At 68.9% G+C, this 24,191-nt stretch carries 22 protein-coding genes; 19 read left to right on the top strand and 3 right to left on the bottom strand.

Annotated features, from left to right (window positions below):
• Positions 1–57 precede the first annotated feature (57 nt).
• From VHU88_11055 to VHU88_10995, 13 genes are all read left to right on the top strand, one after another.
• A complete protein-coding gene (locus tag VHU88_11055; protein ID HEX3612214.1) occupies positions 58–1,452 on the top strand; it encodes a helix-turn-helix domain-containing protein in 1,395 nt (464 codons plus the stop codon).
• Between the two features lie 113 nt (positions 1,453–1,565).
• Complete coding sequence (locus VHU88_11050; protein ID HEX3612213.1) at positions 1,566–2,282, top strand: ATP-binding protein; 717 nt, start codon at positions 1,566–1,568, stop codon at positions 2,280–2,282.
• 455 nt (positions 2,283–2,737) lie between these two features.
• Entirely contained in the window at positions 2,738–3,712 is a 975-nt protein-coding gene (locus VHU88_11045; GenBank protein HEX3612212.1) for a branched-chain amino acid ABC transporter permease, read from the top strand.
• A gap of 135 nt (positions 3,713–3,847) precedes the next feature.
• Positions 3,848–4,948, top strand: a complete 1,101-nt coding sequence (locus VHU88_11040; protein HEX3612211.1) for a branched-chain amino acid ABC transporter permease — start codon at positions 3,848–3,850, stop codon at positions 4,946–4,948.
• Positions 4,945–5,922, top strand: a complete 978-nt coding sequence (locus tag VHU88_11035; GenBank protein HEX3612210.1) for an ABC transporter ATP-binding protein — start codon at positions 4,945–4,947, stop codon at positions 5,920–5,922. Before VHU88_11040 ends, VHU88_11035 begins: the two co-directional genes overlap by 4 nt.
• On the top strand, positions 5,919–6,626 hold the full coding sequence (locus tag VHU88_11030; GenBank protein HEX3612209.1) for an ABC transporter ATP-binding protein: 708 nt from the start codon (positions 5,919–5,921) through the stop codon (positions 6,624–6,626). The genes VHU88_11035 and VHU88_11030 overlap by 4 nt, the downstream gene beginning before the upstream one ends.
• A 345-nt stretch (positions 6,627–6,971) precedes the next feature.
• On the top strand, positions 6,972–7,985 hold the full coding sequence (locus VHU88_11025) for an ABC transporter ATP-binding protein (protein ID HEX3612208.1): 1,014 nt from the start codon (positions 6,972–6,974) through the stop codon (positions 7,983–7,985).
• A 30-nt stretch (positions 7,986–8,015) separates the two neighbouring features.
• Entirely contained in the window at positions 8,016–10,070 is a 2,055-nt protein-coding gene (locus VHU88_11020) for a Gldg family protein (GenBank protein HEX3612207.1), read from the top strand.
• Complete coding sequence (locus VHU88_11015; GenBank protein HEX3612206.1) at positions 10,067–10,870, top strand: hypothetical protein; 804 nt, start codon at positions 10,067–10,069, stop codon at positions 10,868–10,870. Before VHU88_11020 ends, VHU88_11015 begins: the two co-directional genes overlap by 4 nt.
• Positions 10,867–11,856, top strand: coding sequence for a peptidyl-prolyl cis-trans isomerase (locus tag VHU88_11010; protein HEX3612205.1), 990 nt, complete (start codon positions 10,867–10,869; stop codon positions 11,854–11,856). Before VHU88_11015 ends, VHU88_11010 begins: the two co-directional genes overlap by 4 nt.
• A 54-nt stretch (positions 11,857–11,910) precedes the next feature.
• Positions 11,911–13,191, top strand: coding sequence for a hypothetical protein (locus VHU88_11005; GenBank protein HEX3612204.1), 1,281 nt, complete (start codon positions 11,911–11,913; stop codon positions 13,189–13,191).
• Position 13,192: 1 nt separating this feature from the next.
• Complete coding sequence (locus VHU88_11000) at positions 13,193–13,753, top strand: hypothetical protein (protein HEX3612203.1); 561 nt, start codon at positions 13,193–13,195, stop codon at positions 13,751–13,753.
• 122 nt (positions 13,754–13,875) lie between these two features.
• Positions 13,876–14,589, top strand: a complete 714-nt coding sequence (locus tag VHU88_10995; protein HEX3612202.1) for a response regulator transcription factor — start codon at positions 13,876–13,878, stop codon at positions 14,587–14,589.
• A gap of 99 nt (positions 14,590–14,688) precedes the next feature.
• Here VHU88_10995 and VHU88_10990 read toward each other — a convergent pair whose 3' ends face one another.
• The 3 genes from VHU88_10990 to VHU88_10980 all read right to left on the bottom strand — a co-directional run bounded on the left by VHU88_10990 (position 14,689) and on the right by VHU88_10980 (position 16,770).
• Positions 14,689–15,111, bottom strand: coding sequence for a PaaI family thioesterase (locus VHU88_10990; GenBank protein HEX3612201.1), 423 nt, complete (start codon positions 15,109–15,111; stop codon positions 14,689–14,691).
• Between the two features lie 4 nt (positions 15,112–15,115).
• Positions 15,116–16,444, bottom strand: a complete 1,329-nt coding sequence (locus VHU88_10985; protein ID HEX3612200.1) for a hypothetical protein — start codon at positions 16,442–16,444, stop codon at positions 15,116–15,118.
• 140 nt (positions 16,445–16,584) lie between these two features.
• Entirely contained in the window at positions 16,585–16,770 is a 186-nt protein-coding gene (locus VHU88_10980) for a hypothetical protein (protein HEX3612199.1), read from the bottom strand.
• Between the two features lie 230 nt (positions 16,771–17,000).
• Here VHU88_10980 and VHU88_10975 point away from each other — a divergent pair, with 230 nt between their 5' ends.
• From VHU88_10975 to VHU88_10950, 6 genes are all read left to right on the top strand, one after another.
• The gene (locus VHU88_10975; protein HEX3612198.1) at positions 17,001–17,432 is read left to right on the top strand and encodes a MarR family transcriptional regulator; all 432 of its coding nucleotides are present in this window, start codon (positions 17,001–17,003) and stop codon (positions 17,430–17,432) included.
• Positions 17,429–18,982 carry an MFS transporter gene (locus VHU88_10970; protein ID HEX3612197.1) on the top strand — a complete coding sequence of 518 codons (1,554 nt, stop codon included), beginning with the start codon at positions 17,429–17,431 and terminating at the stop codon, positions 18,980–18,982. The genes VHU88_10975 and VHU88_10970 overlap by 4 nt, the downstream gene beginning before the upstream one ends.
• A gap of 350 nt (positions 18,983–19,332) precedes the next feature.
• Positions 19,333–19,857 (top strand): hypothetical protein, encoded by a 525-nt coding sequence (locus tag VHU88_10965; GenBank protein HEX3612196.1) that lies wholly within the window; start codon positions 19,333–19,335, stop codon positions 19,855–19,857.
• Positions 19,858–20,225: 368 nt separating this feature from the next.
• Positions 20,226–21,341 carry a hypothetical protein gene (locus VHU88_10960; protein HEX3612195.1) on the top strand — a complete coding sequence of 372 codons (1,116 nt, stop codon included), beginning with the start codon at positions 20,226–20,228 and terminating at the stop codon, positions 21,339–21,341.
• A gap of 196 nt (positions 21,342–21,537) precedes the next feature.
• The gene (locus VHU88_10955) at positions 21,538–23,064 is read left to right on the top strand and encodes a hypothetical protein (GenBank protein ID HEX3612194.1); all 1,527 of its coding nucleotides are present in this window, start codon (positions 21,538–21,540) and stop codon (positions 23,062–23,064) included.
• A 65-nt stretch (positions 23,065–23,129) separates the two neighbouring features.
• The coding region (locus tag VHU88_10950) for a HoxN/HupN/NixA family nickel/cobalt transporter (protein ID HEX3612193.1) at positions 23,130–24,191 on the top strand (1,062 nt) is incomplete at its 3' end.

Genomic DNA, 24,191 nt, shown 5'->3' with positions numbered 1-24,191 from the left:
GTCAGCCCGCAAGTCCGGGGCCCGCCGAGAGGAGTCGCCGATGCTGGATGGTGCCTGGTGAATGAGGGTCCGGGCGACGCCCGCCACCGTTCCGCGCGCGGGCTGTTCTCGCTGGTGCCGGCCCCGCCGCCGCCCGCGGCGCCGGGTTCGCTGGCCGCCGCGACCCCGCTCACCCCGGACCTGGCCCAGATCGATCCGGCCCGCCTGGACGTCATGTTCGACCCGGCCAACCTGCGTCGACCGATCCTGTCCTGCCTGCTCGAGCGCACCGCCGCGATCCTCGACGGCGTCGCGGTTCTGCAGACCCCGCGGATGCTGGTGATGGACCACGCCGGCGACGTCGACCGGGTGGTCCTGCGTCCGGACATCCGGCCGGAGGACCGCGAGGCCATGGACCGCGCGGTCGCCCTCGGCGGCGTGACCGTGCTGCCCTCGCGCGGAGCACGCCCGCGGCGAATGCTCGTCGCGATCCGCGGCTGCGGCGAGATGCTCGGGTTCCTGGTCGCCACCTCCCGCAGCGACGGAGCGTGGCCGCGTTCGGTCGCCTCCCGGGCCGCCCGCACGTTGGCTCTGGTCATGATGGTCTCCGGCGACGCCCTGGCCGAGCGCGACCACCGTCGGGCCGAATTGTTCGACGACCTGCTCGCGGGCACCGACCTGGATCGGCTCGGCGCCCGGGCGGTTGCGCTCGGGCACGACCTGGCTCGCCCGCACCGGGTGTTCGCGTTCGCCGTCGACGCCCCGCACGCCGGCGAGAGCAACGTCGCGCGCCTGGCCGAGTTGGCCGCGGAGGAGTGCGCGGTGGCGGCGCCGGGGGAGCCGGCTGGTGTAATCGGCCGGGCGGAGGGCCGCATCGTGGTGTTCCTGCCCCGTCCGCCGGGCCGCGACCCCGAGCCGGACCCGCACCGGTTCGCCGAGGCCGTGATCGCCGCCGGCGACCGGGCCGGGCTGTCGGTGTCGGCCGGGCTGGGCGGTGTCTGCGCGGGACCGGCGGAGTTCGCCCCGCAGGCCCGCAACGCGATCCGCACCCTCGACGTGCTGGCCACCACAGGTCGCACCGGCGCCGTGGCCGTGCACGACGACCTGGGCATCTACGGGCTGCTGATGGCCAGCGACGATCGCGCCGGCATGGACGAGTTCGTGCAGCGCTGGATCGGTCCGTTGCTGGACTACGACGTCGAGCACAACAGCGAGCTGACCCGGACCCTGGGCACGGTGCTGGAGTCCGCATCGCTGGCCGAGGCCGCCGAGGCGCTGTTCGTGCACACCTCGACGCTGAAGTACCGGGTCAAGCGCATCGAGGAGATCCTGGACACCACGATCCGCGACCCGCGTTGCGCCTTCCACCTGCAGCTGGCGACCACCATCCACCGGGTGCGCTCCGGGTTGGGCCGGGCCGATTCCGCCGAGCGGCCCCCGAACGGTTGCGCGGACGACGCCGTCCGGTGGTGACGTCCCAAGTGTTGCCCCGCACAATTCCGTTCGCAAAGGGCACCCATCCGGGGAGGATGTTGACTACGAAACTCTGATGTCCGGCGGTCGAGGGAAAAGGTGGCGCACCCGGTATGGGATCCACGGTGCAAGGTGAGCGGCCGCAGGACCCGCCCGCCGTCGACTCCGCTCCGGGCGTCCCGGCCGGAGCGGGCCGCAGCCTTGCGCAGCTGGCCGCCGAGCTGCACGACGGACTGAGCCAGGAGCTGTTCGCCGCCGAGCTGGACCTGCACGAGCTCCGGTGCTTGCCGGGCCTGACTCAGGAGGCCCGGGAGGTCGTCGAACGGATCGGTCGTCGGCTGTCGGCCGGCGCCCACCAATTGCGCTCGGTGCTGCTCTCGACACTCGAGGGGGAGCAGAGCGGCGACCCGGTCCCGGCTGTGGCCGAAGGTGCGCAGGACCTGATCGACCGTTTCGTGCGGGCGCACTCGATCCGTGCCGAGCTCGCGGTGACCGGGGAGGGCCCGGTACCGACGACGTCGGCCGCGCGGCTGTTGCTGCGCGCCGTGCGGGAAGGTCTGGCCAACGTCGCCAAGCACGCCGGGGCGGCCCGGGTCGAAGTTCTCCTGCGGCGCGACGAATGCTGGTGGACGGTGGTCGTCTGCGACGACGGCTCCGGCGACCCCGAGTCGGTCCGTTCCCAGGTGGCCGCGGCTCGCTCGTTCGGGCTGTGCAGCCTCCGCACCGACGCTGCCCGGGTGGGCGGCCGACTGACGCTGGACACCGCCGAGGGGCTCGGTGGGGTGCGGCTGACGGTCCGGGTCCCGGCGGGTCGAGCCGTTGCTGACTGACAACCTTTGCGGGGTCGTCCGCAGCCACTCGAGTGTCGATCATCTGCTTGTGAATTAGTGGCGGAATTCGCCCGCGCCGACATTCTTATTCGCGATCAAGAATTCCGGTTCCGCCGCCGGCCCAGGACGGCTAGCACACGCCTCCGCCGTTGTAAACGCCCCCTTCCGACCTGCTGTTTGAACTGGGTCACGGCCCTACCGACGGGTCACTTCGGGGTGTGGTCAGCGCCACGGTCTTTGTTGAAATTTGTGTTGGATTGACCATCCCGACGCCGCCGGATGCCGGTCTACACTGACCGGGTTCGTCCCCGTAACCGACTCGTCCCGCGTTCGTTGGTTCGGGGGAAGGCCCCACCCAGACCGTGCGGCCTCGCACCCGGCGTGCTCCTGCCTGTGCGCGGCTCCGAGATTCGCCGCCCAAGTTTCGGTCGGCAGGGAAGGCAGCGACGGCGCGCATGGATTCGCTGACAGCGCTCACGTTCAATCACGCAATTTTCTGGCCCGCGCTCATCAACGGGATCACGACCGCGGGTCTCTACGGCCTGATCGCGGTGTCCATGGTCCTCAGCTACCGGATCAGCCGCACGGTCGCGTTCGTGCACGGTGGCATCGTCCTGTCGGGCACGCTGCTGTTCTGGTACCTCTGCTCGCCCAACCTGAGCACGGGCAGCGCGCTGCTCGAGGGCAGCGGCCAGTCGACCAGCCGACCTGAACTCCCGATGTGGCCGACGATCATCGGGTTGATGCTCGCCGGGGCGGCGGTCGCCGCGACCTACGGCTTCCTGGTCACCAGCACCAAGCTGGCCCTGTACCCGAAGGTCACGCTCACCAACTTCTCGCTGGCCATGATGCTGGTGATGATCGGGATCCTGTTCAAGTACAACAAGTCCTCCGGTGAACCGGCTCCCACGCCCTTCGGCAACAAGAAGTTCCATATCGGCATCGAGACCGTGACCATGCACCAGGTCATGACGCTGGTCATCCTGGTCGCGGTCGTCGTCAGCTTCACCGTCCTGATGCAGCGCACCCGCTTCGGCATCTACGTCCGAGCCATCGCCGACAACGTCGAAGCCAGCAAGCTGGTGGGCGTCCCGATCGGCCAGGTCGGCACCTCGGTCTACGCGATCTCCGGCGCCATCTCCGCCCTGGGCGGCATCCTGCTCGGCAACTACGTCGGCACGGACACCACCAGCATCCTGTTCATCTTCCTGCGCGCGCTGATCGTGTGCGTGCTCGGCGCCTTCTCCAGCATCCCGCTGGCTCTGGCCGGTGCGGTCACCCTGGCGATCCTCGACTCGATGCTCAAGTCGGACGTGTTCGGGACCGTCGACGTCGGCCTCCGTGAGGTCATCGTCGTCGTGATCCTGTTCTCGGTGGTCATCCTGATCGACCGCTTCGGCAAGAAGGGCTCCTCCGTCCTCGCCCACTAATGGCCTCGCTGCACCCGGACATGCGCTTGGCCCACAGCCACGCAGGAATGGATTGAAATGGCACAAGCTACGAAGTCGGGCAGTCCCGCCCCGACGATTGACGTCCCACCACGCGTAGGCGGCATCCAAGGTCTGTTGGGTGTTCACCCGTTCGTCCTGCTGTTCGTCGCGGCCGGCTTCGTCTACCCGGCCGTCGCGAACGACTACTGGGTGTTCAACCTGACGACCGGCCTGATCCTGGCCATCGCGTGCCTCGGCCTGTTGGTCGTCGTCGGGTGGGGTCGGGAGATCTCGCTGGCGCAGGCCGGTCTGACCGGCGCGGCGTTGTACATCTCGGGTTACATGGCCCGAGGCAGCAAACCGGGCGAGGACGGTCCGGGTCTGCCATTCCCGATCGCGGCCCTGATCGGCATCGCGTTCGTGGTGGCGATCTCCTGCCTGGTTGCCGTGATCTCGATGCGACTGTCCGGTGTCTACGTCATCGTTCTTACGCTGTCGCTGCAGTTCCTCCTGGAGAACTCGCTGTTCACCAAGGAGAAGCTGACCGGTGGTCTGTCGGCGCCGAGCACCCCGCGGCCGAAGTTCTTCGGCTGGGACATGGAGTCGGACAAGCGGTTCTACTTCTACATCCTGTCCGTGCTCCTGGTCTCGATGTTCTTCCTGCACCGCTTCCGCCACTCGCGGTTCGGCCGCTCGCTGATCATGGTTGGTTCGGACAAGTCCGCGGCCGCCGCGGTCGGCGTCTCCCCGTGGGTCTACAAGGTCGTCGCCTTCGGTATGGGCGGCCTGTTCGCCGGCCTCGCCGGTGCGCTGTCGGCCCCGCTCTACCGGAACCCGCCGGGCATCCTGTCCTACATCTCGTTCAACTCGCTGTTCTACCTGTCGGTCCCGATCCTCGCCGGCTTCGAGTCGATCGTCGCGGTCGTCGGTGTGGCCGTCTTCTTCCAGCTGCTCCCGCAGATCCTGCTGAGCTGGAAGATCAACCCGCAGCTGCTCGGTGGTATCGGTCTGACCCTCGGTGTTCTCGCCGGCCCGCGTGGTGCCGGTGGCGCGATCATCGACATGTTCGACCCGCGGGCCCGCGCCAAGCGGCGTGCGGCCAAGGGCGTTGTCGCGGCCGCGAAGCGTCATGGTGGTGGTGGCTCCTCGTCCGGCGGCTCCTCGTCGCCCGTCAAGGTGAAGAGCTCGCAGCTGGGCACCAAGAGCCCGGTTTCGGCTGGATCGGAGAAGAAGTGAGCGGGACTGAAGGCCACATCGTCGCCGAAGCCGGCGTCGACCCGGAACGCGACAAGGCACTAGCCGTCCTGGAGGCGTTCCTGCCGCCGCACCGCGGCGACACCGGCAACGCTCTTGTGGGCAAGGGCCTGTCGATCGCCTTCGGTGGTGTCAAGGCACTGCAGAACGTCAACATCACGGCGCCGGCGAAGACCTTCGTCGGTCTGCTCGGGCCGAACGGCGCGGGCAAGTCGACCTGTTTCGACGTGCTGAACGGACTGAAGACCCCGGACTCCGGGACGATCACGATGTTCGGCAAGGACGTCACGAAGATGCGTCCCTGGGACCGGGCGAAGCTCGGTATGGGTCGTACCTTCCAGGCCAACCGCCTGAACCACGACCTGTCCGTGGGCGAGAACCTGATGGCCGCCGCGCACCTGGCCATCAAGGGCGACCCGATCAGCACGCTGCTCGGGCTCCCGGGTCCGCGGAAGTCCGAGAAGCGGGCCGAGCAAGCCGCGTACGCGATGTGCGTGCTGCTGGGCATCCAGGAGCACTGGCACGACCGCGTCAGCGACCTCGACTTCGGTCGTCAGCGCCGGATCGAGATCGGCCGCTCCCTGATGTGTGGTCCGGCGATCGTGCTGCTCGACGAGCCGGCCGCCGGTCTGGACGCCGACGACGCTCACGCGTTGTTCGCGCTGCTGCGTCAGCTGCAGCGCGACCTCGGTCTGACGATCATCCTGGTCGAGCACTACGTGAAGGCCGTGCTGGCGAACGCCGACGTGGTCTACGTGCTCAACCAGGGCCAGTTGCTGGCTTCCGGTACGCCCGAGGAGGTCGCCGCCGACCCGGTCGTGCGTTCGGAGTACCTGGGTTCGATCCTCGACCTGGACGAGGTCGCCGAGACCGGTGAGACGCCCACCTTGGAAGAGGAGGCCGACGAGGTCGTGGCCGAAGCTGCGGCCGAGGGGAAGCAGGGTGAGCAGAAGTGACGTTGCTCGAGCTGAAGAAGGTGGGCTCCGGCTACGGCCGGTTGCCCGTCCTGTTCGACATCGACCTGAGTGTCGAGCAGGGGCAGATGGTGTCCGTGCTCGGTGCCAACGGCGCCGGCAAGTCCACGCTGCTGAAGACCATCCTGGGCGTCATCCCGCCGACCAAGGGCGAGATCACGTTCCGCAAGCAGCGCGTCTCCAGCCTTCCCGCCCACAAGCGGGTCGGCCTGGGCATCGCGCTGTCGCCCGAGGGCCGGCAGGTCTTCCCGACGCTGTCGGTGAAGGAGAACCTGATCACCGGCGCCTACGGCGTCAGCGGCACCAAGATGAAGGAGCAGTTCGAGCGCGTCTACGAGCTGTTCCCGCGGCTGAAGGAGCGGCAGAACCAGGCCGCCGGTTCGCTGTCCGGTGGTGAGCAGCAGATGCTCGCCGTCAGCCGGGCCTTGATGTCCCGGCCGCGGCTGATCCTGATCGACGAGCTGTCGCTCGGTCTGGCCCCGGTCATCGCCGAACGTCTGTACGCCGCCCTGCGGGCGCTGTGCGACGAGGGCCTCGGGGCGATCATGGTCGAGCAGTTCCACCTCACGGCGGTCGGCTTCTCCGACAAACAGATGATCATGGAGAAGGGTCGGTTCGTGAAGATCACCGAGCAGAAGACGAGGGGGGCGCAGAAGTCCACGGATCCCGCGCCGGCCGCTTCCTGATCCCCATGTGACACCGCGCTCCAGACAATGGGGGCGTCGGAACCGGTCCTCGGTTCCGACGCCCCCATGGTGCTTTTCACAGGCGATTGAGCCTGTTGCCCGCAGGAATCACAGGTTTTCTTCAGGTTGCACAGGCCTGACACAGGTCAGGCATCAGCTGCACACATGATCGAAACCTAAGTTCCCACCAAACGCGCCGTTTGTCCCGATTCGACCGCGTTCCGCGCATTCGGTGGTGGTTCGGCTCCGAAGAATTTCCTGAGGACGTCGGATTGCGACCCGGATGCAGTTGTCGGCCGATGCAGGGGCGTGCGCAGTCGAAGGTTGCGAGGAGACCCGTTCACCATGAGCACGACCACCCAGGCCACGGCCACCGAGCAGACCACAGCTACCGAGACCAGGACCCCGTTGCTGACGGTCTCCCACCTGACCCGTCGCTACGGTGCGCGCGTCGCGGTGAACGACGTCTCGTTCACGCTGGGACCGGGCATCACCGGCCTGCTGGGCCCGAACGGCGCCGGCAAGTCCAGCCTGATGACCTGCCTGGCCGGCATCGCGAGCTGGGACTCCGGGTCGATCAAGATCGGCGACGCCGACGTGGCGCGCAACCCGGCCAGAGCCCGCAAGCTGATGGGCTTCATGCCGGAGCGGGTCAACTTCCCGAACGAGATGCGCGTCGTCGAGTACCTGAACTTCGCCGCCGCCGCCAAGAAGATCCCGAAGGCCGAGCGGGCCGCCGCGGTCGAGCTGGCGATGAAGCGCACCGGCCTGACCCACATGAGCACCCGGATCGTCGGCAACCTGTCGAAGGGCTACCGGCAGCGCGTCGGCATGGGCCAGGCCCTGATGGGCGACCCGCTGGTCACGATCATGGACGAACCCATGTCGGGCCTGGACCCGCTGAACATCCTCGACATGCGCGGGATGCTCCAGGAGTACGCGAAGACCCGGTCGCTGATCGTCTCGACCCACTTGCTGGCCGACGCCCGCCTGATGTGCAGCAAGGTCCTGGTGATGTCGCTCGGCAAGCTGGTCTACGCCGGTGTGCCGTCGGAGATGGCCGAGGGCGCCGGCCACGCGATCCGGATGCGGATCCGGATCCACACGCAGGTCAAGCCCGCGAACGACGACCTCGTGCCGGGCGCGAGCATCAACGACGTCGAGAACGACGAACGCGGCACCACCGTCACCGTCGAGGCCAAGGACGACAAGGTGGTCGCCGATCTGCTCCGCGTCTGGTCGGCCAAATGGCCGGTAACCGCAGCCGAGTCCACCGCGGACAGCCTCGAGGAGGCGTTCCGGGAGGCCGTCATGGGCTCCGTCCAGGCCGGCGAGGACGTCACCACCCCCACCACCTGATCACCCCTCACGCTGGAGAGGCACACAGTCGTGCGCACCTTGCTGAAGCGAGAACTGACCTCGCTGTCCCTATGGGTGGGGACCTACGCGATCGCCGTGGGTTTCATCATCATCTCGGGCGTCATCTTCATCAATGAGGTGAGCTCGCAGAACTCTGCGGACCTCGCCTCCTACTACGCGAACGCGGCGACCAACCTGCTCGGTCTGGTCTGCCCGGTGCTGGGGGCCCGGGCGCTGGCCGAGGAACGCGGCAACGGCGCCCTGCTGGTCTCGCTGTCGTGGCCGGTGCCGCGCTGGGCACTGGTGCTGTCCAAGTTCATCGCGAACACGCTGTTGACGTGGCTGTTGATCAGCCTGGCTTGGATCTACTACAGCCAGCTGACGCACTACGCCCACCCGGACCGGGCGCGGGCCGAGGCCGGGTACCTCGGCATGCTCCTGCTGGCCATGCTGTTCAACGCGATCAGCCTGGCGGTCTCCTCGCGGTGCAGCACCTCGGTCAGCGCGTTCTTCATCAGCTTCGTCGTGCTGCTGTTCCTGCTCGTGGTGAAGTACCTGCCGGGCGGTTTCCGGGACCACCTGGAGTCCTTCGGCCCGCTGAACCACCTCGACCCGTTCCTGCGCGGGATCATCTACTTCTCCGACGTCGCGTACTTCGTGATCCTCTCGGCGGCGGGCCTGCTCGCGGCCACCTACGCGATCAGCCGTCGGCGCGCCGGCTCGGACATCCAGATCTACGCCCGCCGCGCGCTCGCCGTCGCCGCCTCGATCGGCGTCGTGCTGGCCACGCCAGGTGTCTCCAACGCGGTCAGCGGTTCCGACGACCTGACCCCGCAGAAGCGCGAGACGGTCTCGGACGCCACCAAGGGCGTGTTGAAGAAGGTCGGCAACGTCCCGATCGTCATCACCGGCTTCACCCAGAACATCAGCCAGGGCGCAGCGGAGATCAACACCACGATCCGCAAGTACAAGGCGGCCGGCGCGAACATCAGCTCCAGGATCATCGACCCGGACGTCTCGCCGGCGTTGGCCGAGGCCACCGGCATCACCGACTACGAGACCTACTCGATCCAGGTCGGTGAGAAGAAGGAACCGATCGACGACCTTGTCGAGAGCACCGTCACCAGCGCGATCGCCCAGCTGGGCCAGGCCAAGCAGCCTGCGGCCTGCTTCGTGCAGGGCAACGGCGAACGCGACATCAGCGACCCCGGCGCCGAGGGCCTGACCTCGTTCGCCGCCCGGCTGCGTATCGCCGGTTACGCCGTGGACAAGGTCTTCCTGACCGCCAAGGGCGCGCAGGACCTGGTGAACCAGTGCGCGGTCGTCGTCGAGATGGGCCCGCGGACCACACTGGCCCAGCCGGAGATGCAAATCCTGTCGGACTTCGCCAAGGCCAACGGCCGGTTGATCGTGGCGTCGGACTCGGTCCGCGGCAACACCGACCAGATGAACCAGTTGCTGAACCCGTGGGGTCTGACACTGAGCAAGGAGAGCATCCGCGACCCGGAGTCGCTGGCCGACGACCCGGCCGCGGTGGTCTCCACCCGCTACCCGACGAACTCCCCGGTGGTCGACGTCCTGGACCACGACAAGACGCCGGTGATCTTCAACAACTCGCAGGCCGTCGACAAGGTCCCCGGTTTCGGCGACCAGGGCGGCGGCCCGCAGCTCACTCAGCTCGTCCAGTCCAGCCCGAAGGCCTACAAGGTCGACGCCAACGGCAAGACGCTGCCGAACACCAACAAGGTCTACACGCTCGCAGCGCTGTCGGACTCCACCCAGATCCAGGGCAACGGCACCCAGGCCGTGCAGTACGGCACGATCCTCGGCGTCGTCGGCAGTGCCGAGGTGGCCTCGAACGAGTACCAGAAGTCGTTCGGCGACCAGGAGTTCTTCATCCGACTTGTCCAGCACGTCGCCCGGGCCAACGACATCGTCGCGGCCTACCGCGAGGTCGGCGCCAACTCGCAGTTCAACATCACCGGTCCGCAGCGCTCGTCCCTGATCCGGAAGACCGTGGTCTTCCCGGGCCTGGCCGCGCTGGTCTTCGTCCCCTTCGTGCTGTGGAGGTTGAAGCGCGGATGAGCACCGCATCGCGCTCGCGGCGCAAGCAACTCGTGGGTCTGGTCAGCGCGGCCCCGCTGCTCGTCGGCGGACTTTCCGCCTGTGGCAGCGGCACCGGCGGGATCAACATCGCGGCGATCGACGTCCCGCCGGAAAAGGTGACCGCGGCCTCGTTCACCGCCCAGGGCAAGACCGCCGACATCAAGCTCCAGGACGGCGTGTGGACGCCGAGCACCGGGGCTACGGTCGAGGCGGCCACTCTGCTCTCCACGATCCAGGAGCGCGTGTTCCCGATCAACGCGTACCGGATCATGAGCGGGCTCAACCAGGCGGATCCCGTCTACGGGTTCGGCACCGCCAACGCCGCCGGTGCCGACTGCGGACCGGGCTGCGCGATCAGCGTCACCGACGCCACGGGCAAGACGTGGAAGCTGACCGTCGGCGCGCCGACGTTCAACAAGGCGGGCTTCTACGCCAAGGTCGACGGCGACCCGCGCACGTTCCTGATCACCCAGCAGACCGTCGCGGACATCATCACCGAGGCGATCGGCAAGGACTTCGCGTTCCCGGAGAGCGAGAAGTACAAGAAGGTCGACGCGGCGCTCAACCTGGAGAACCAGGACGCGAAGACAGAGGACCTCGACCCATACCTGGTCCAGGTGCTCGCTGCGCAACAGAGTGCGGATTCGGTGAAGGCGGGCCAGGGCCCCGGGGACTTCCTGGCGAAGGCCGCCTCATCCACCAAGAGCCAAGCCGGCGCCAAGGACGCCAAGCCGGTGTCGACCGTGAACGGACCCCAAGCCCAGGCAGGACCCCAATGACGAAGCGCACGGGTAATTACCGACTCCGCGCGGTGGTGGCCACCATGGCCATGCTCGCGGCCACCTCGGGATGCAGCCTCACCGGAAGCAAGGGTGTGCCCGCCGAAGCCGCCAAGGTCGACGGTATGAGTATCGACTCGAAGACGATTCAGTCGCTGTACAACCAGTTCGCGAACTCCGACCAGGGCCAGTCCGACATGGACCCGACCCAGCAGCAGGGCCTGCGCGTCTCCCCGAAGCAGATCCGCCAGACCGCGCTGACCTACCAGATCCGGGTCGTGTTCCTCGAGGCGCTGGCCAAGCAGCGGGGCATCAACGTCGCGGACACCGAGAACAACGCCGACGTCGCCTCGGAGATCGCGCAGGCGCCGAGCCTGGCCGAGGCCGGCTTCAAGGCCTCCGACATCCAGGTCGCCGCCCGCGCCGAGAAGCTCGAGAAGGCCCTGGCCCTGAAGCTGCTGCCGGACGTCGTGGTCAACGCGGACGAGCTCAAGGCCGCCTACGACCAGCGCAAGGACATCGTCGGGAAGTCGTGGAAGGCAACCACCGACATCGCGTTCGTGGACGACATCGACTCGGCCAACTCGCTGAAGTCGCAGCTGGACAAGGGCGGCGACTGGGCAACGGTCATCAAGAGCCTGGGCGACAAGATCCTGCGCAGCTCGACCGTCGACATCTCGCCGATCTCCCCGGTCCAGAAGGAGTTCATCGACAAGGTGTCGGCGCTGAAGCAGGGCCAGTCGGCCGACCCGATGCACTTCGAGGTCGGCGACGGTTCGGTGTATATCGTGTTGCACGTCTCGAAACGGGAGGATCTTCCGGAGCTCTCGCTGACCGACGCCACGCCCGAGCTGACGAAGATCGTGCAGGACGACAAGCGCTACCAGTTCTTCGAGCAGTGGTTCAACAAGCAGTTCAGGGATGCAGACATCAAGGTCGACGGCTACTACGGCAAATGGAACAAGTCGTTCCTCGCAGTGACATAGCGTGACCCCACACTCGCTCGCCACGAGCTCAGTCCGATAATTAGGCGGGTCCCGATGACAGAGAGCTCGCGCGTCCTGCGGCTGCGTCGCCTTTTCTCCGCGCTTTTCGTGATCATCCTCAGCGGCGCGGTGCTGTTCCCCGCGGCCGCCACGGCGTCGGTCAAGGCGGCTCCGGGCCTCGACTGCGCCGCCCCGGACGCGAGCGACCCGTACAACAAGAACAACATCAACATCGCGATCCGTGAGGCGCCACTGCCGTTCAAGGTGGCGGCGAACTACATCACCGTCGACATCGCCATCACCAAGAAGAACGGTTGCGCGCCGACCGCCAACTACGGCGTCTTCCTGAACTTCAACGAGCAGGGCAAGGAGTCGGAGGAGTCGCCGGCGAACTGCCAGCAGGAGCACTACAACTCCCCGGAAACGCCGCTGGGCGTGTACCGCTGCACCGGCATCATCACCGAGCCGGGCGTGTGGGAGTTCCACGGCACGGTGAACAAGCCGGCCCTGCAGTACCAGACGCTGGTCCAGGAAGTCACGCTTACGAAGAACTTCACGGCCGAGATGGGCATCGTGAAGATGAAGTTCAAGTCCCGCGCGCTGCAGTACGAGGTCAGCGGCAAGACCTTCGAGGTTTTCCTGCTGCAGAGCCACGTGCTCCTGGCCGGCGCCTGGATGCTGCTGGCCGCCGGGATGGCATTCCTGGCGATCCCAAGGCTGCGGCGCACACTCTCGGTGCTGGCGTTGCACACCCTCGAGGTACGCCGCGGGTTCCTGGTCAGCCTGCTCTGGGCGACCTTCGCAGGCACGCTGGGCACGGGCCTGTACCTGTTGGCGACGCAGACCGCGTACAAGGCGCCGTACTCGACGGACTCGTTCTCCAAGAGCGCCTGGGACCGGATCACGAACCTGCCCTACGCGCAGGACTACTTCCTGCTCCTGTACGGCAAGATCCTGATCTTCGGGGTGATGGCCGCCGCGTCGGTCGTGCTGATGCTGGAGGCCGGTCGACAGGCCCAGTACGCCCAGGACGCCGATTCGTTGGACCGCGATGACGACGACGACATGTGGTCGCACGGTGTGCACTTCGACGAGGACGGCCACGTCCTCGTCGACCACGACGCGGTCGGCGCGGAGGGTGTCACCGCTACCGCGGTGCAGGCCCGGCGGCGGACCGTCGGGGTGGTCGGGGTCTCGCAGCGGACGCTGTGGATCTGCCTCTGGATCCTGGTGATCGGCGCAGGCTCCATCGGGGTGTGCGTGACCGGTTTGAAGTATCTGCACGAGTTGATCGAGTCAACGATCGCTTCCACCGTGCTGGGTTCAGGAGGCTGAGATGTCCGGGCGAGTCGGTACGCGTGTTGGGGGAGCGCTGGTCGCCGTGTGCGCGGCGTTCGCCGCGGTGGTGGGAGTCGGTGGCGCTCCGGCGTCGGCGCACAACAACGGCGGAGCGACCCCGCTGATCCAGCTGTTCACACTGACCCCGGCGGGCAGCAGTTGGGACGCGAGCATCCGGATCGTCGACTCCGACCTGGGCACGCCGGTCCGCGGCGCGCGGGTGTTCGCGCTGCGCGGCACCACGCCGACCGAGCTCTCGCCGGGCAGCACGCCGGGTTCGTACCAGGGCGCGGTGGCCGGCGTCCAGCCGGGGGCTCAGACCGTCGGCGTCAAGGTCCAGTCGCAGCCCAGCGGCGACCCGGTCAACCCGTTCAAGCAGACCTGGAACGTCACCCTGGCGGCCGGTCAGCCGTTGTCGGTTGTCGCCGGGGACGGCGGTGGTGGCGGAAGCAACATCGGCATGATTCTGGGCGTTGCGGGCGCGGTTGTGCTGGTGGCGCTGCTCTACGGCCTGTTCACGGTCCGCCGTCGCACGGCCGTACCCGCCGGTCGGAAGTAAAACCGGGCGCACCCGCAAGGTTTCGCACTGAGACGTACGTCGCTGTTCGAACAGGCATCCGGAACCGTCCCGATGCCGAATGAACAAGTAAGGACGACTCAATTCGAAGCGGAGCCTGCAAGGTGACTGAGCCAGTCGTGGACGAGGTGGCGCCGAGGTTCGACCCGGCCCCGCTCGAGGGGGCCGAGGGTGGCCTCGGCCGACCGGGGCGCGCCGACCCGGCGCTGACCGCAGTCCTGATCGACGACCATCAGGTCGTCCTGGAGGGCCTGCACCGGACGTTGACCCGGGACGGTATGAACGTCGTGGGCGCGTTCACCGACGGCGACTCGGCTGTGGCGTTCCTGCGCACTCGGCCGGTCGACCTGCTTGTCATCGACCTGCGACTGGCGAACCGGTCGGGCCTCGCCGTCGTCGACGCGGTGCATCGGATGCACCCGGACACCCGGATCGCGGTCCTCACCAGTTTCGACGACCGGGCGGCGGCCTCCGCGGCCGTCCACGCGGGCGCGAACGGCTTCCTGCTGAAGGACACCCCGATCGACGAGTTGGCCCGCCGGCTGCGTGGGGTCGCCACCGGCACCCTGGTCATCGACTCCCGGGTGGCCGGCGCGGTGCTTCGCCCTGAGCAGCGGCTGCTGTCCGGGCACGAGTTGTCGATCCTGGAACTCGTCGCCGAGGGTATGACCAACCGGGAGATCGGTGCCCGCCTGCACCTGAGCCACTACACCGTCAAGGACTACCTGACCCGGATCATGCGCAAGCTCGGAACCCGCTCGCGCGCGGAGACCGTGGCCCGGGCGGTCCAGCAGGGGTTGCTGGTCGGGCATTGCTGATCGCCCTCACCATGTGCGCTCCGATCATCGATGATCGCAGCGTCGACTCTCATACCTGGGGAGTCGACTCTCATACCTGGGGCGGCGGCTGAGGGAGCGTCAGGCGATGCGGATGTTGTGCAGCCGCACCTGACCGCGGGCGAGCAGCTTGCCGCCGGCGTCGGTGATCTCGACCAGCCAGAGTTGCTGGGACTTGCCGCGGTGGACGGGCGTCGCGGTCGCGACCAGGCGGCCGCCGCTGGACGGCCGCAGGAAGTCGGTGTTGTTGGCAACACCGACCACGGAGTTGCCGGGCATCTCCCGCTCGAGCCACAGGTGGCCGCCGACGCTCGCGGCGGTCTCCACCAGGGTGCAGTACACCCCACCGTGGGTGACGCCGTGCGGCTGCAGGTGGTCTGGGGTGACCTCCATCGAGAGCACGACCCGCTCCGCGTCCGCCTCGTCGATGACGATGCCCAGCAGCTTGAGGAAGCCGCCGGAGTTGTCGTTCAGGGTCTGCCGGGTGGTGGCGTCTGCAGTCACCTGCTCAGCCTAGGTCGGGTGCCGGCGGGGTCGGCATCCGCCCGTCGCGGGCGGCCAACGCGAGCAGCACGATCGCGTCCGTCCAACCCAGGGGAGCGACCGAGGCGGGCTGCCCGGCGTCGGTGACCTTCTCCGGGAGCTCCTCGAGCCGCGTGCGGTGCGCGACCAGCCAACCGAACCAGTGCTCGAAACGGACGTCGTCGCCGAAGTCGGCCAGGGCGAACAGCGCCGTCTCCGCGGTCCAGGCGACGTTGCCGATCCGTGGGTCGACGCCGGGCCGCAACCCGCCCGAGGGCATCAGCAACGCGCGTTCACCCGCGGCCAGGGCGGCGGCCACGCCGTCCTGGGGGCCGAGCCGGGCCAGTGGGGCGCTCAGGAATGCGACTGCGGCGTCCGGTCGGCCGTCGTCCGGGTGGCGGCCGTAGCCGTACGCGCCGAAGCGTTCGACGATCGCCCGGCTCAGGCGCTTTGCCCCGGCTGTCCACCGGTCGGCCTGCGCTCTCGCGCCGCGGGCCGTCGCCAGATCCGCGGCGGCGCGCAGTCCGAGCAGCAGGGGAGCCGCGGTGCCCAACGTGGGTCGCCGTTCCGGCCGCTCCCAATAGTCGGCCGCCGGCCGGGGGAGGCCGTCGGGCCCGAGCGCGGCCGCCGCGAAGTCGGTGGCTCGGACCACCGCCGGCCACATCCGCGTCGCCGCCTCGCCTGCCCCCGCCCGCCACGCCGACCACACGGCCCAACCGAACCAGCCGACCGCGTCGAGTTGCGCCGGGCGTCCGTCGCGCACGGGTCGGCCGTCGGCGTGGTAGCGCACGGCCCAGGTCCCGTCCGGGTTCTGCGTCCGGGCCAGGAACCCCAGGATCGCCACGGCTTCGGGAACGTGACCGGTCGCCGAGAACGCCGCCACGTACCAACTCGCATCGCGTGGCCAGACGAGGTCCCAGGAGCCGAAGGGGCCGGCGACCGCGGCCCCGTCCGGCGCGGTTAACAACGCCAGGTCGGAAAGCGCGCGGGCGGCCACCGCGCGTTCGAGGTCCGTGCGGCCGGGGACTCGTCCGGCCGCCAACCACGACCGTGCGGCCGCGACCGCCGCGGCGCCCGTCGGCACGTCGGCAGGGAACCCGGCCGCCGGCAGGGGCGCGGCCCCGTCGATCAGTGAGGTCCCGGGCACGAACGCCGCAGTGGAGTCCGGCGCCAGGGTCGTGCGATGGCCGGGCACCCCGGCCACTCCGGCCGAGAGCAGCATCGGCCGGTCCACCGCGTCGGTGGGCCCCCGAGCGGCACAGACGAGCACGAGCGCCAGCGCCAGCACACCCGCCCCGACGCCCGAGCCGAACATCGCGCCCTCCTGGCCGCGTCGCCTATCCGACGCCTCGCGTATGAGAGTGCGCCCTGCGATCATCGATGATCGCAGCGTCGGGCAAGAAGAACCCCGCCCCGGACGCGTTCGGCTGCGTCGGGGCGGGGTTCGTCTCAGGATCAGTGGCCGGCGCCACCCGAGCTCGCGCCACCGGGGTCGCTGCCGCTGCTGCTGCCGCTGGAGCTGCCGGCACTGCCTGCGGCCCCGCCGGCCCCGCCGGTGCCGCCGCTGCAGGCGCTCAGCGACAGGCCGAGACCCAGGATCAACGCGGCGGTCGCGGTAGCGGTGCGAGTACGTCCAGTCATGACTTCTCCTTGCTCGGTTCGGATCGATGCCCGCGCAGGTCGACCTGACCCGCGTGGCCTCTCTGACAGCCGTCCGTGGCTCGTTGACCGGATACCCGGCGGACATGAGTGGAACACCCGTTTCGACCGGAAGTGACTTGGCCCACAGCCTCGGCGGCAGGCGCGAAGGCGACCGTCGATCAGGTTAACTGTTCAGGCAACCTGAAGACTTTTGGGCTATGATCCAGAACATGAACCAGGCGACCGAGATAGGTGTGGAGGAGCTGGCACACGAGCTGTGGTCCGCGGTCGGACCGCTGCTCCGCCGAGTCCTCGGTGCCGGTTCCATGCCGTTCACGCAGCTGTCCGCGCTGTCCCGACTCGAGCGCGACGGGGCTCAGACGTCCTCCGAGCTGGCGAACCAACAGCGGGTCCGGCCGCAGTCGATGGCCGCGACCGTCAGCGAGCTGCTCGAGCGCGGCTGGGTCGAGCGCAGCCCCGACCCGAGCGACGGCCGCAAAATCCTGGTCGCCATCACCGAGGTCGGTCGCCAGACCCTGCGCCGCGAGCGCGCCGCCAGCCAGGAGTGGCTGCGTCGGGCGCTGACCGAACGCCTGGGGCCGGCCGAGCAAGCCGAGTTGCACCGTGCGATCCCGCTGATCCGGCGGCTGGCCGATCAGTGACCAGCCTCGCCACCACGATCTCCGGCACCTCCCTGCTGCGCGGCCGATCCACCTCGCTGCGGCGGGAGCGCTTCCGGCTGGCGGTGCTCGTCTACTGCGGGCTGTGCACCTCGGTCATCTCCTCGCTGGGCGTCCTGCTGATCCCGACGATCGCCGACGAGCAACACGTCCCGCTGTCCTCGGCCCAATGGGTGCTGACCGTGAACCTGCTGGTCGGCGCGATCTCGACCCCGGTGATGGGCCGCGCCGCCGACGGCCGGCACCCGCGCCGGGTGCTGCTGAGCATGCTCGTCGGCGTGCTCGTCGGCTCGGTGCTGTGTGCCGTGCCGGGGCCGTTCTGGCAACTGCTGTGCGGACGCGCACTGCAGGGCCTGACCTACGGGATCATCCCGGTCACGATGACGCTGGCCCGCCGGCACCTGCCCGCCGACCAGGTTCGACGCGGGGTCGCCGCGCTGTCGGTCACGGCCGCGACCGGCCTCGGCCTGGGTTACCCGTTCACCGGGATCATCGCCGAGCACCTCGACTACCGGGTGGCGTTCTGGGTCGCAGCGATCTTCGCCGGCAGTGCCCTGCTGCTGGCCCCGGTGTTCATCCCGGGGACCTCGTCGCAGCGCGGCGCCCGGCCGGATCTGACCGGTTGGCTGTTGCGCACGGCGGCGCTGGGCTCTGGCGTGGTGGTGCCCGGCGGGCCGGTGGCTGCGCCGGAACGGCGGGTGGCCGTGCCGGGTGAGGGCGGCCGCTTCGACGTCCTCGGGACGTTGTTGCTAGCCCTCGGGCTGGGCTCCGGTTTGCTCGGACTTTCGGAGTCCGCCGACTGGGGCTGGACCTCGGCGCGGGTTCTGGGACTCCTGGCTGTCTCGCTCGTGATGTTGGTGGTGTGGGCGTTGTGGGAGTTGCACTGCGAGTCCCCGCTGGTCCGCCTCGACCTGATGCGCAATCCGGACATCGCGGTGGCCAACCTCGCCGGGCTCGGCCTGGGCATCTCGATGTACATCGGGTTCGCCGCCGTCGGACAGTTGGCGCAGACTCCGCGCAGCACCGGCTACGGACTGGGCCTGTCGGTGTTCGTGGCCGGCTGCGTGATCATGCCGCTGTCGATCGGCAGCCAGCTCGCCAGCCGGGTCTCCGCGGCCCTCGCGAGTCGGGTCGGCCCGCGAACTCTGCTGCCGATCGGCGCGCTGTTCGTGGCCGCGGCCAACACGCAGTTGGCACTGGCACACGGCCATCTGGGTGAACTTCTCATCGGTATGTCCCTGTTCGGGTTCGGTATCGGCTCGACGTTCGCCGCGATGCCCGGCATGATCATCGGCACGGTGCCGGCGGCGGAGGTCGGCAGCGCGACCAGCTTCAATCAGGTGCTCCGGACGATCGGTGGATCGATCGGTTCGGCGATCACCGGAGCGGTGCTGGCCATGCACCTCCGCGGCGGCCAACCAGTCGACTCCGGGTATCGCAACACCTTCGCGCTCAGCGCGGTGATCTGCACCGTGCTGCTGATCGCGTTGTTGCTGCACCCGCTGGCGGCCCGGCGTCGTCGCCACCGCTGAGCGGCACCGCGCAACATTGATTCCTGTGCAAGGAAATTCCGTCTCGCCTGCCCTGACGCAATCGTTCCGGCCGCGCGACTTGTTTTGGGTGAAGTTTTGCGCTCACTAGTCCGTTACGGACTGTTCCTGCGCGTCTCGGGCCTTTGTCCGGTCCCGAACGGTCGAGTTCGGCACGTTATGCCCGAATTGTGACATCCCTCATCCGGCGGAACACAAAACGACGAGGCAAGACATCCATTGTTGGAAGCAGCCCCGATTTCGTGTTGTCTTCAGATGCGTTCCAACCGGAGCCATTCGCGGGCCGTGCAACTTTGGCCGGCCGCGAAGTGTTTATTTTTTGGGAGGGCATTGTGAGAATCGCACCCGCGGTGCGCGTTTCGGCCGGTCGGGCGGTTGTGCTCGGTGTCACCACCGTGGCACTGCTGGCCACCGGCGCGACGATGGCTTCGGCGGCCCCCGCCGATCACCACCGTTCGCGCCACTTTTCCGAGCGGCACAACAACCTCGGTTCGCACCACCACCACACGTACGAGCACAAGCGGATCGAGATCTGGAAGGGCAGGGACGACGACCGTAACCACGACCACGGCTTCTGCCGCGAGTTCAACAACCAGGCCAGCAGCGGCTGGGACGACGAGGACTTCGGTGGCGACGGCCGCAATTGCCGTGACGACGTTCGTGGCGACGGCGACGGCCGTGGTGTTCGCGGCGACGCCGTGAGCGGCGACGCCACCTCGGCTGCTGCCCCGGCTGCTGCCCCGGCTGCTGCCCCGGCCGCGGCTCCGGCTGCTGCTCCGGCTGCTCCGGCTGCTCCGGCTGCTCCGGCTGCCGGCGACGCCACCACCGCCCCGGCCGCGGCGCCGTCCGCCGGCTGATTCTGCTCGACCGGTGCGAACGTCGTAGGTGCCCATCACCTGCGGAAGTGGGTTGACTCGCATCCCGGTTATGACCCGGTCATCGAACCGGGAGGCGAATTGATTCGTCCGGTCACCGGCGAGGGTTTATCACCTCGCCGGTGACCGGACGATCGCGCGTGTCGGGGCGAGCGCGAAACGTTGCTCGGATGCATATTTTCTTGCTTTCGCAAGCATCACGCGTTCAGATCTGATATCGATTTCGGTGGGGGGCCGGATCGACAGGCGCACAAACGGTTGGGGAGACCGTCGTGCGCGGCTTTGGTGTCGATCTCCGAGCGTCCGCCATTCCGTCGCGGGTGGGGGATATTGCTGTGCGGACACGTAAGTTGATTGCACTGTTTGTCGCGGTTCTGGTCACCGGCGCGGTCCAGGTCGACCGCGGTTCGGCGCCGACCGATTCGCCCGGAAGACCGGCCGCGACGACGCAGACCGCAGCCTCGACGGTGGCGGCACCGCCCGCCCGGGTGCTGATCGAGCAGATCCTGGCCCGCCGCGGCGCCGCCGCCGGTGCCCCGCGGTGCGACGCCTCGCAACCCCGCGGCAGCGGTAGTCCCTACGACGGTGGCTCGGTCTCGGCCCTGTACGACCAGGTCTTCCGCCCGGCCGGACCGAAGCTGCCCTACCTCGACAACTACGTCCCGCAGTCGCTGTTGCCCTGGGACGACTGGGACGGCTCCGGGTCGAACATCGTCCTGCTCGGCATGTACCGCCAGGGGTCGCCGTCCTACCTGGTCGGGCTGGACTCGCGCACCGGTGCCGCGATCGGGACCGTCGCGGTCGCGCCATCGCACCTCGGTGGTATGGCCTTCCTGGGCCCCTGGCTGTTCGCCGGCGACAACCCGTGGCCGCACCCGGGTTCGCCGAGTGTGCGCCGTTACCGCGTCGACGACCTGCGAGAGGCGCTGGCGCAGGCCGTCGAGAGCGGGGAGACGGTGCCGTTGGGGGCCGCGGGTCCTGACCAGGCCATCGAGGCCACCGATTTCATGACCGTCGACGGGACCTCGATGTTCACCGGCAACCACGGCAACGCCGGGGTGCCCGGGCTGATGTACCGATATGTGCTGACCCAGGACGGCCACCTGCAACGGGTCGAGGGGCCATGGCGAATCCCGGACCGCGCCCAGGGGATGGTCGTCACGCCGCAGGACTTCCTGTTCTCCTCCGACAACGGGTCCGGGGCACGCGGTGAGCTCAACGTCGTCCGGCGCAGCGCCCCGGCGCAGTCGATCGGGTGCGTCTGGCTGCCCGCGATGCCGGAGGACCTGGCGCTGCAGGACGGGAAACTGCTGCTGATCTTCGAGGGCGGGGCCCGGCGCTATGAGCGCGACCACCCGGTCAACCGCATCGACAACGTCCACGTCGGGACCCTGACCGGGCTGCTGGCGATGGCCGACCCGGCCGGCGCGCCGGTCCCGGACCGAGCCGCGGCGGACCCGGCGTGACGGTCCGCGACCTTGCGGGGTTCCACTCCCGGTGATCAGTCCGCCGTTGGGCGGATCGGGTGACCCGGGGGCGGTTCGCGCCCGACACCGGGCGGGTCCGTTGCATGCTGGCGACGGCCCGGCCAGAAGTCCGCAAGGGGGAGGCACTATGCGCCGCGGTGTCGACCGCGTCCACACGTCCAGGTTCCGGCATGCCGTGCTTGCGTCATCGGCAGTTCTGGTGCTGGCGGCGGCAGGTGCGGCGATGGCCGGCCCGGCTCCCTCGCCCTGGGGCGCGTCGGTGACCGCGAGCCCGACCGCGAGCCCGACCGCGAGCCCGACCGCCGGTCCGGCGGCGGCCCCGCACGCCGTCCCCGGTGGGAGCTGGGGCACGATCCGGGCCACGCTCGGCGACGGGGGCGACGCCCGCGCGCGGGCCCTGGTGCGGCAGTCGGACGGCGAACTGGTCGCGGTGGGATACGCGCGGGACCATGGGAAGTACGTGATCGCGCTGAGCCGGTTCACCGTGGGCGGCGATCTGGACATGTCCTTCGGCCACAACGGAATCGTGCTCACCCCGCTCGGCAGCGGGAAGGCGGCGCAGGCCAATGCCGCGGTGATCCAGCCGGACGGGAGGATCGTCGTCGCCGGGTCGGCCTCCGACGGCGGGCAGCAGAAGTTCGCCCTGGCCCGCTACAACACCGACGGGAAGCTGGACACCGGCTTCGGTACCGGCGGGCTCGTGATGACCGCGATCGGCGGGGACAACACGACCTCGGAGGGCGTCGCCAACGCGTTGGTGCTGCAGCCCGACGGTGACCTGGTCGCGGTCGGTACGGCCACGGTGACCGTGATGGTCGGACCCAGCGAGTCCGAGCAGGCCGTCGTGGCGCTGGCCCGCTACACCTCGGTCGGTGTGCTGGACGACGGCTTCGGCACGCACGGCATCGCCGCCACCGCCCTCGGCGCGCAGGGCGCCGCGATCGCGAGCGCGAACGCCGCGATCCTGCAGTCCGACGGCGGGATCGTGGTCGGCGGGAACGCCTTCGAGGAGTCCAGCAACTACGCGCCGGGCACCTATCTGACGGTGCTCCGCTACACCTCGGCGGGCGCGTTGGACGGCACCTTCGGAAGTGCCGCCCCCAGCTCCGGCAGCGGATCCGCTGGAGCCGGCGGTGGCACCCAGACCGGTGCGTTCATCGGTCACGCCGGGACATCCGGCGGCACGTCGTCGATCTACGGGCTCACGATCGATTCGAACGGCAACGTGGTGGCCGCCGGGTACGCGCAGGATCACGGGCACTACAAATACGTCGTGCTCCGGCTCACGGGCGCCGGCGTCGCCGACACCACGTTCGGCACCGGCGGGTACGTCCTGACCGACGTGGGCGACGGCGGATCAGGCTCTGCCAACGCAATAGCGAGCAGTGCTGACGGCGAGCTGGTCGCGGCGGGCACCGCGCTGGACGGCGCACGCCACAAGGTCGGGATGCTGCGGCTGACCTCGGCGGGCACCGTCGACAACGGGTTCGGCAATCACGGAACGACGATCATCGAGTTCGGGGCCTCGGCCGGCGCGACGGCGTTGTTGGTCCAGCCGGACGGGAGCCTGGTGACCGCGGGCTTCGACCTCAGCGGCGCGCGTTACGACTTCCTGCTGACCCGGACCGTGCCCGCCGCCGGTGGGGGCAAGCTCGACACCGGAAAGCTGCTGACGAGCCTGCGGGAACCGGTCGGCCGCTGACCGCAGGGGCCCGGCCTTATTGCGACCGAGTTGCGACAAGGAGCCAGTTGCGGTAAGCCGTACTCATGGCGTCCGCACCAGCAGCCCTGCCGAAACCGGGCACCGAGGCGGGAACGGCTGCTCCGTCGGTCGCCACACGCGGTCGCATAACCAGCTGGAACCGCACCGACTGGACCCAGGCGGCGGGCCTGCTCGGGCTGATCGCGGCCCTGCACGTGGTGGCCTTCGTCCTGCTGCTCGGCGTCGTGGTCCCGGCCCACCACCGGTTGGGCAACGGGGTGTTCGGTATCGGTCTGGGCGTCACCGCCTACACCTACGGGCTGCGCCACGCCTTCGACGCGGACCACATCGCCGCTATCGACAACACCACCCGGAAGCTGCGCCAGGACGGTCGACGCCCCAAGTCGGTGGGCTTCTGGTTCGCACTCGGGCACTCCAGCGTCGTCGCGGTCATGGCCGCGCTGGTGGCCGGCGGCGCCCACGTCGTGGGGACGTTTACCGACGGTGGCAGCACTGCGAACAAGACCCTCGGAATCGTCGGGACGACCGTGTCCGGTGGGTTCCTCTACCTGATCGCTGCCATCAATCTCGCGGCGCTGGCGGGCATCCTGCGAGTGTTCCGGGGGATGCGCGCCGGGCGGCTCGACGAGCACGCCCTGGAGCACCACCTGGCCTCGCGCGGGCTGATCTCGCGGCTGCTCGGCCCGCTCACCCGCTCCATCACCCGACCGGGGCAGATGTACCTGGTGGGCCTGCTGTTCGGCCTGGGTTTCGACACGGCCACCGAGGTCGCGCTGCTGGTCCTCGCCGGGTCCGGGGCAGCCGCGGGGCTGCCCTGGTACGCCGTGATGGTGCTGCCGCTGCTGTTCGCGTGCGGGATGCTGTTGCTGGACTGCCTCGACGGTCTGCTGATGTCTGTGGCCTACGACTGGGCGTTCCTGCAGCCGGTGCGCAAGATCTACTACAACCTCACCGTCACCGGGCTGTCCGTGGCGGTCGCGTTGGTCATCGGGACGATCGAACTGGTCGGGGTCCTGCATGACAACGCCGGATGGGTGAACCCGGTGACCAACTGGGTCGCCGCGCTGAACCTGAACAACGTGGGCTTCGTGATCGTGGCGCTGTTC

This window comes from Sporichthyaceae bacterium (assembly GCA_036269075.1).
In the GTDB taxonomy this organism is placed as follows: domain Bacteria; phylum Actinomycetota; class Actinomycetes; order Sporichthyales; family Sporichthyaceae; genus DASQPJ01.
Note: the sequence above shows the minus strand (reverse complement) of the source record. Positions and strands in the feature narration are given on the sequence as shown.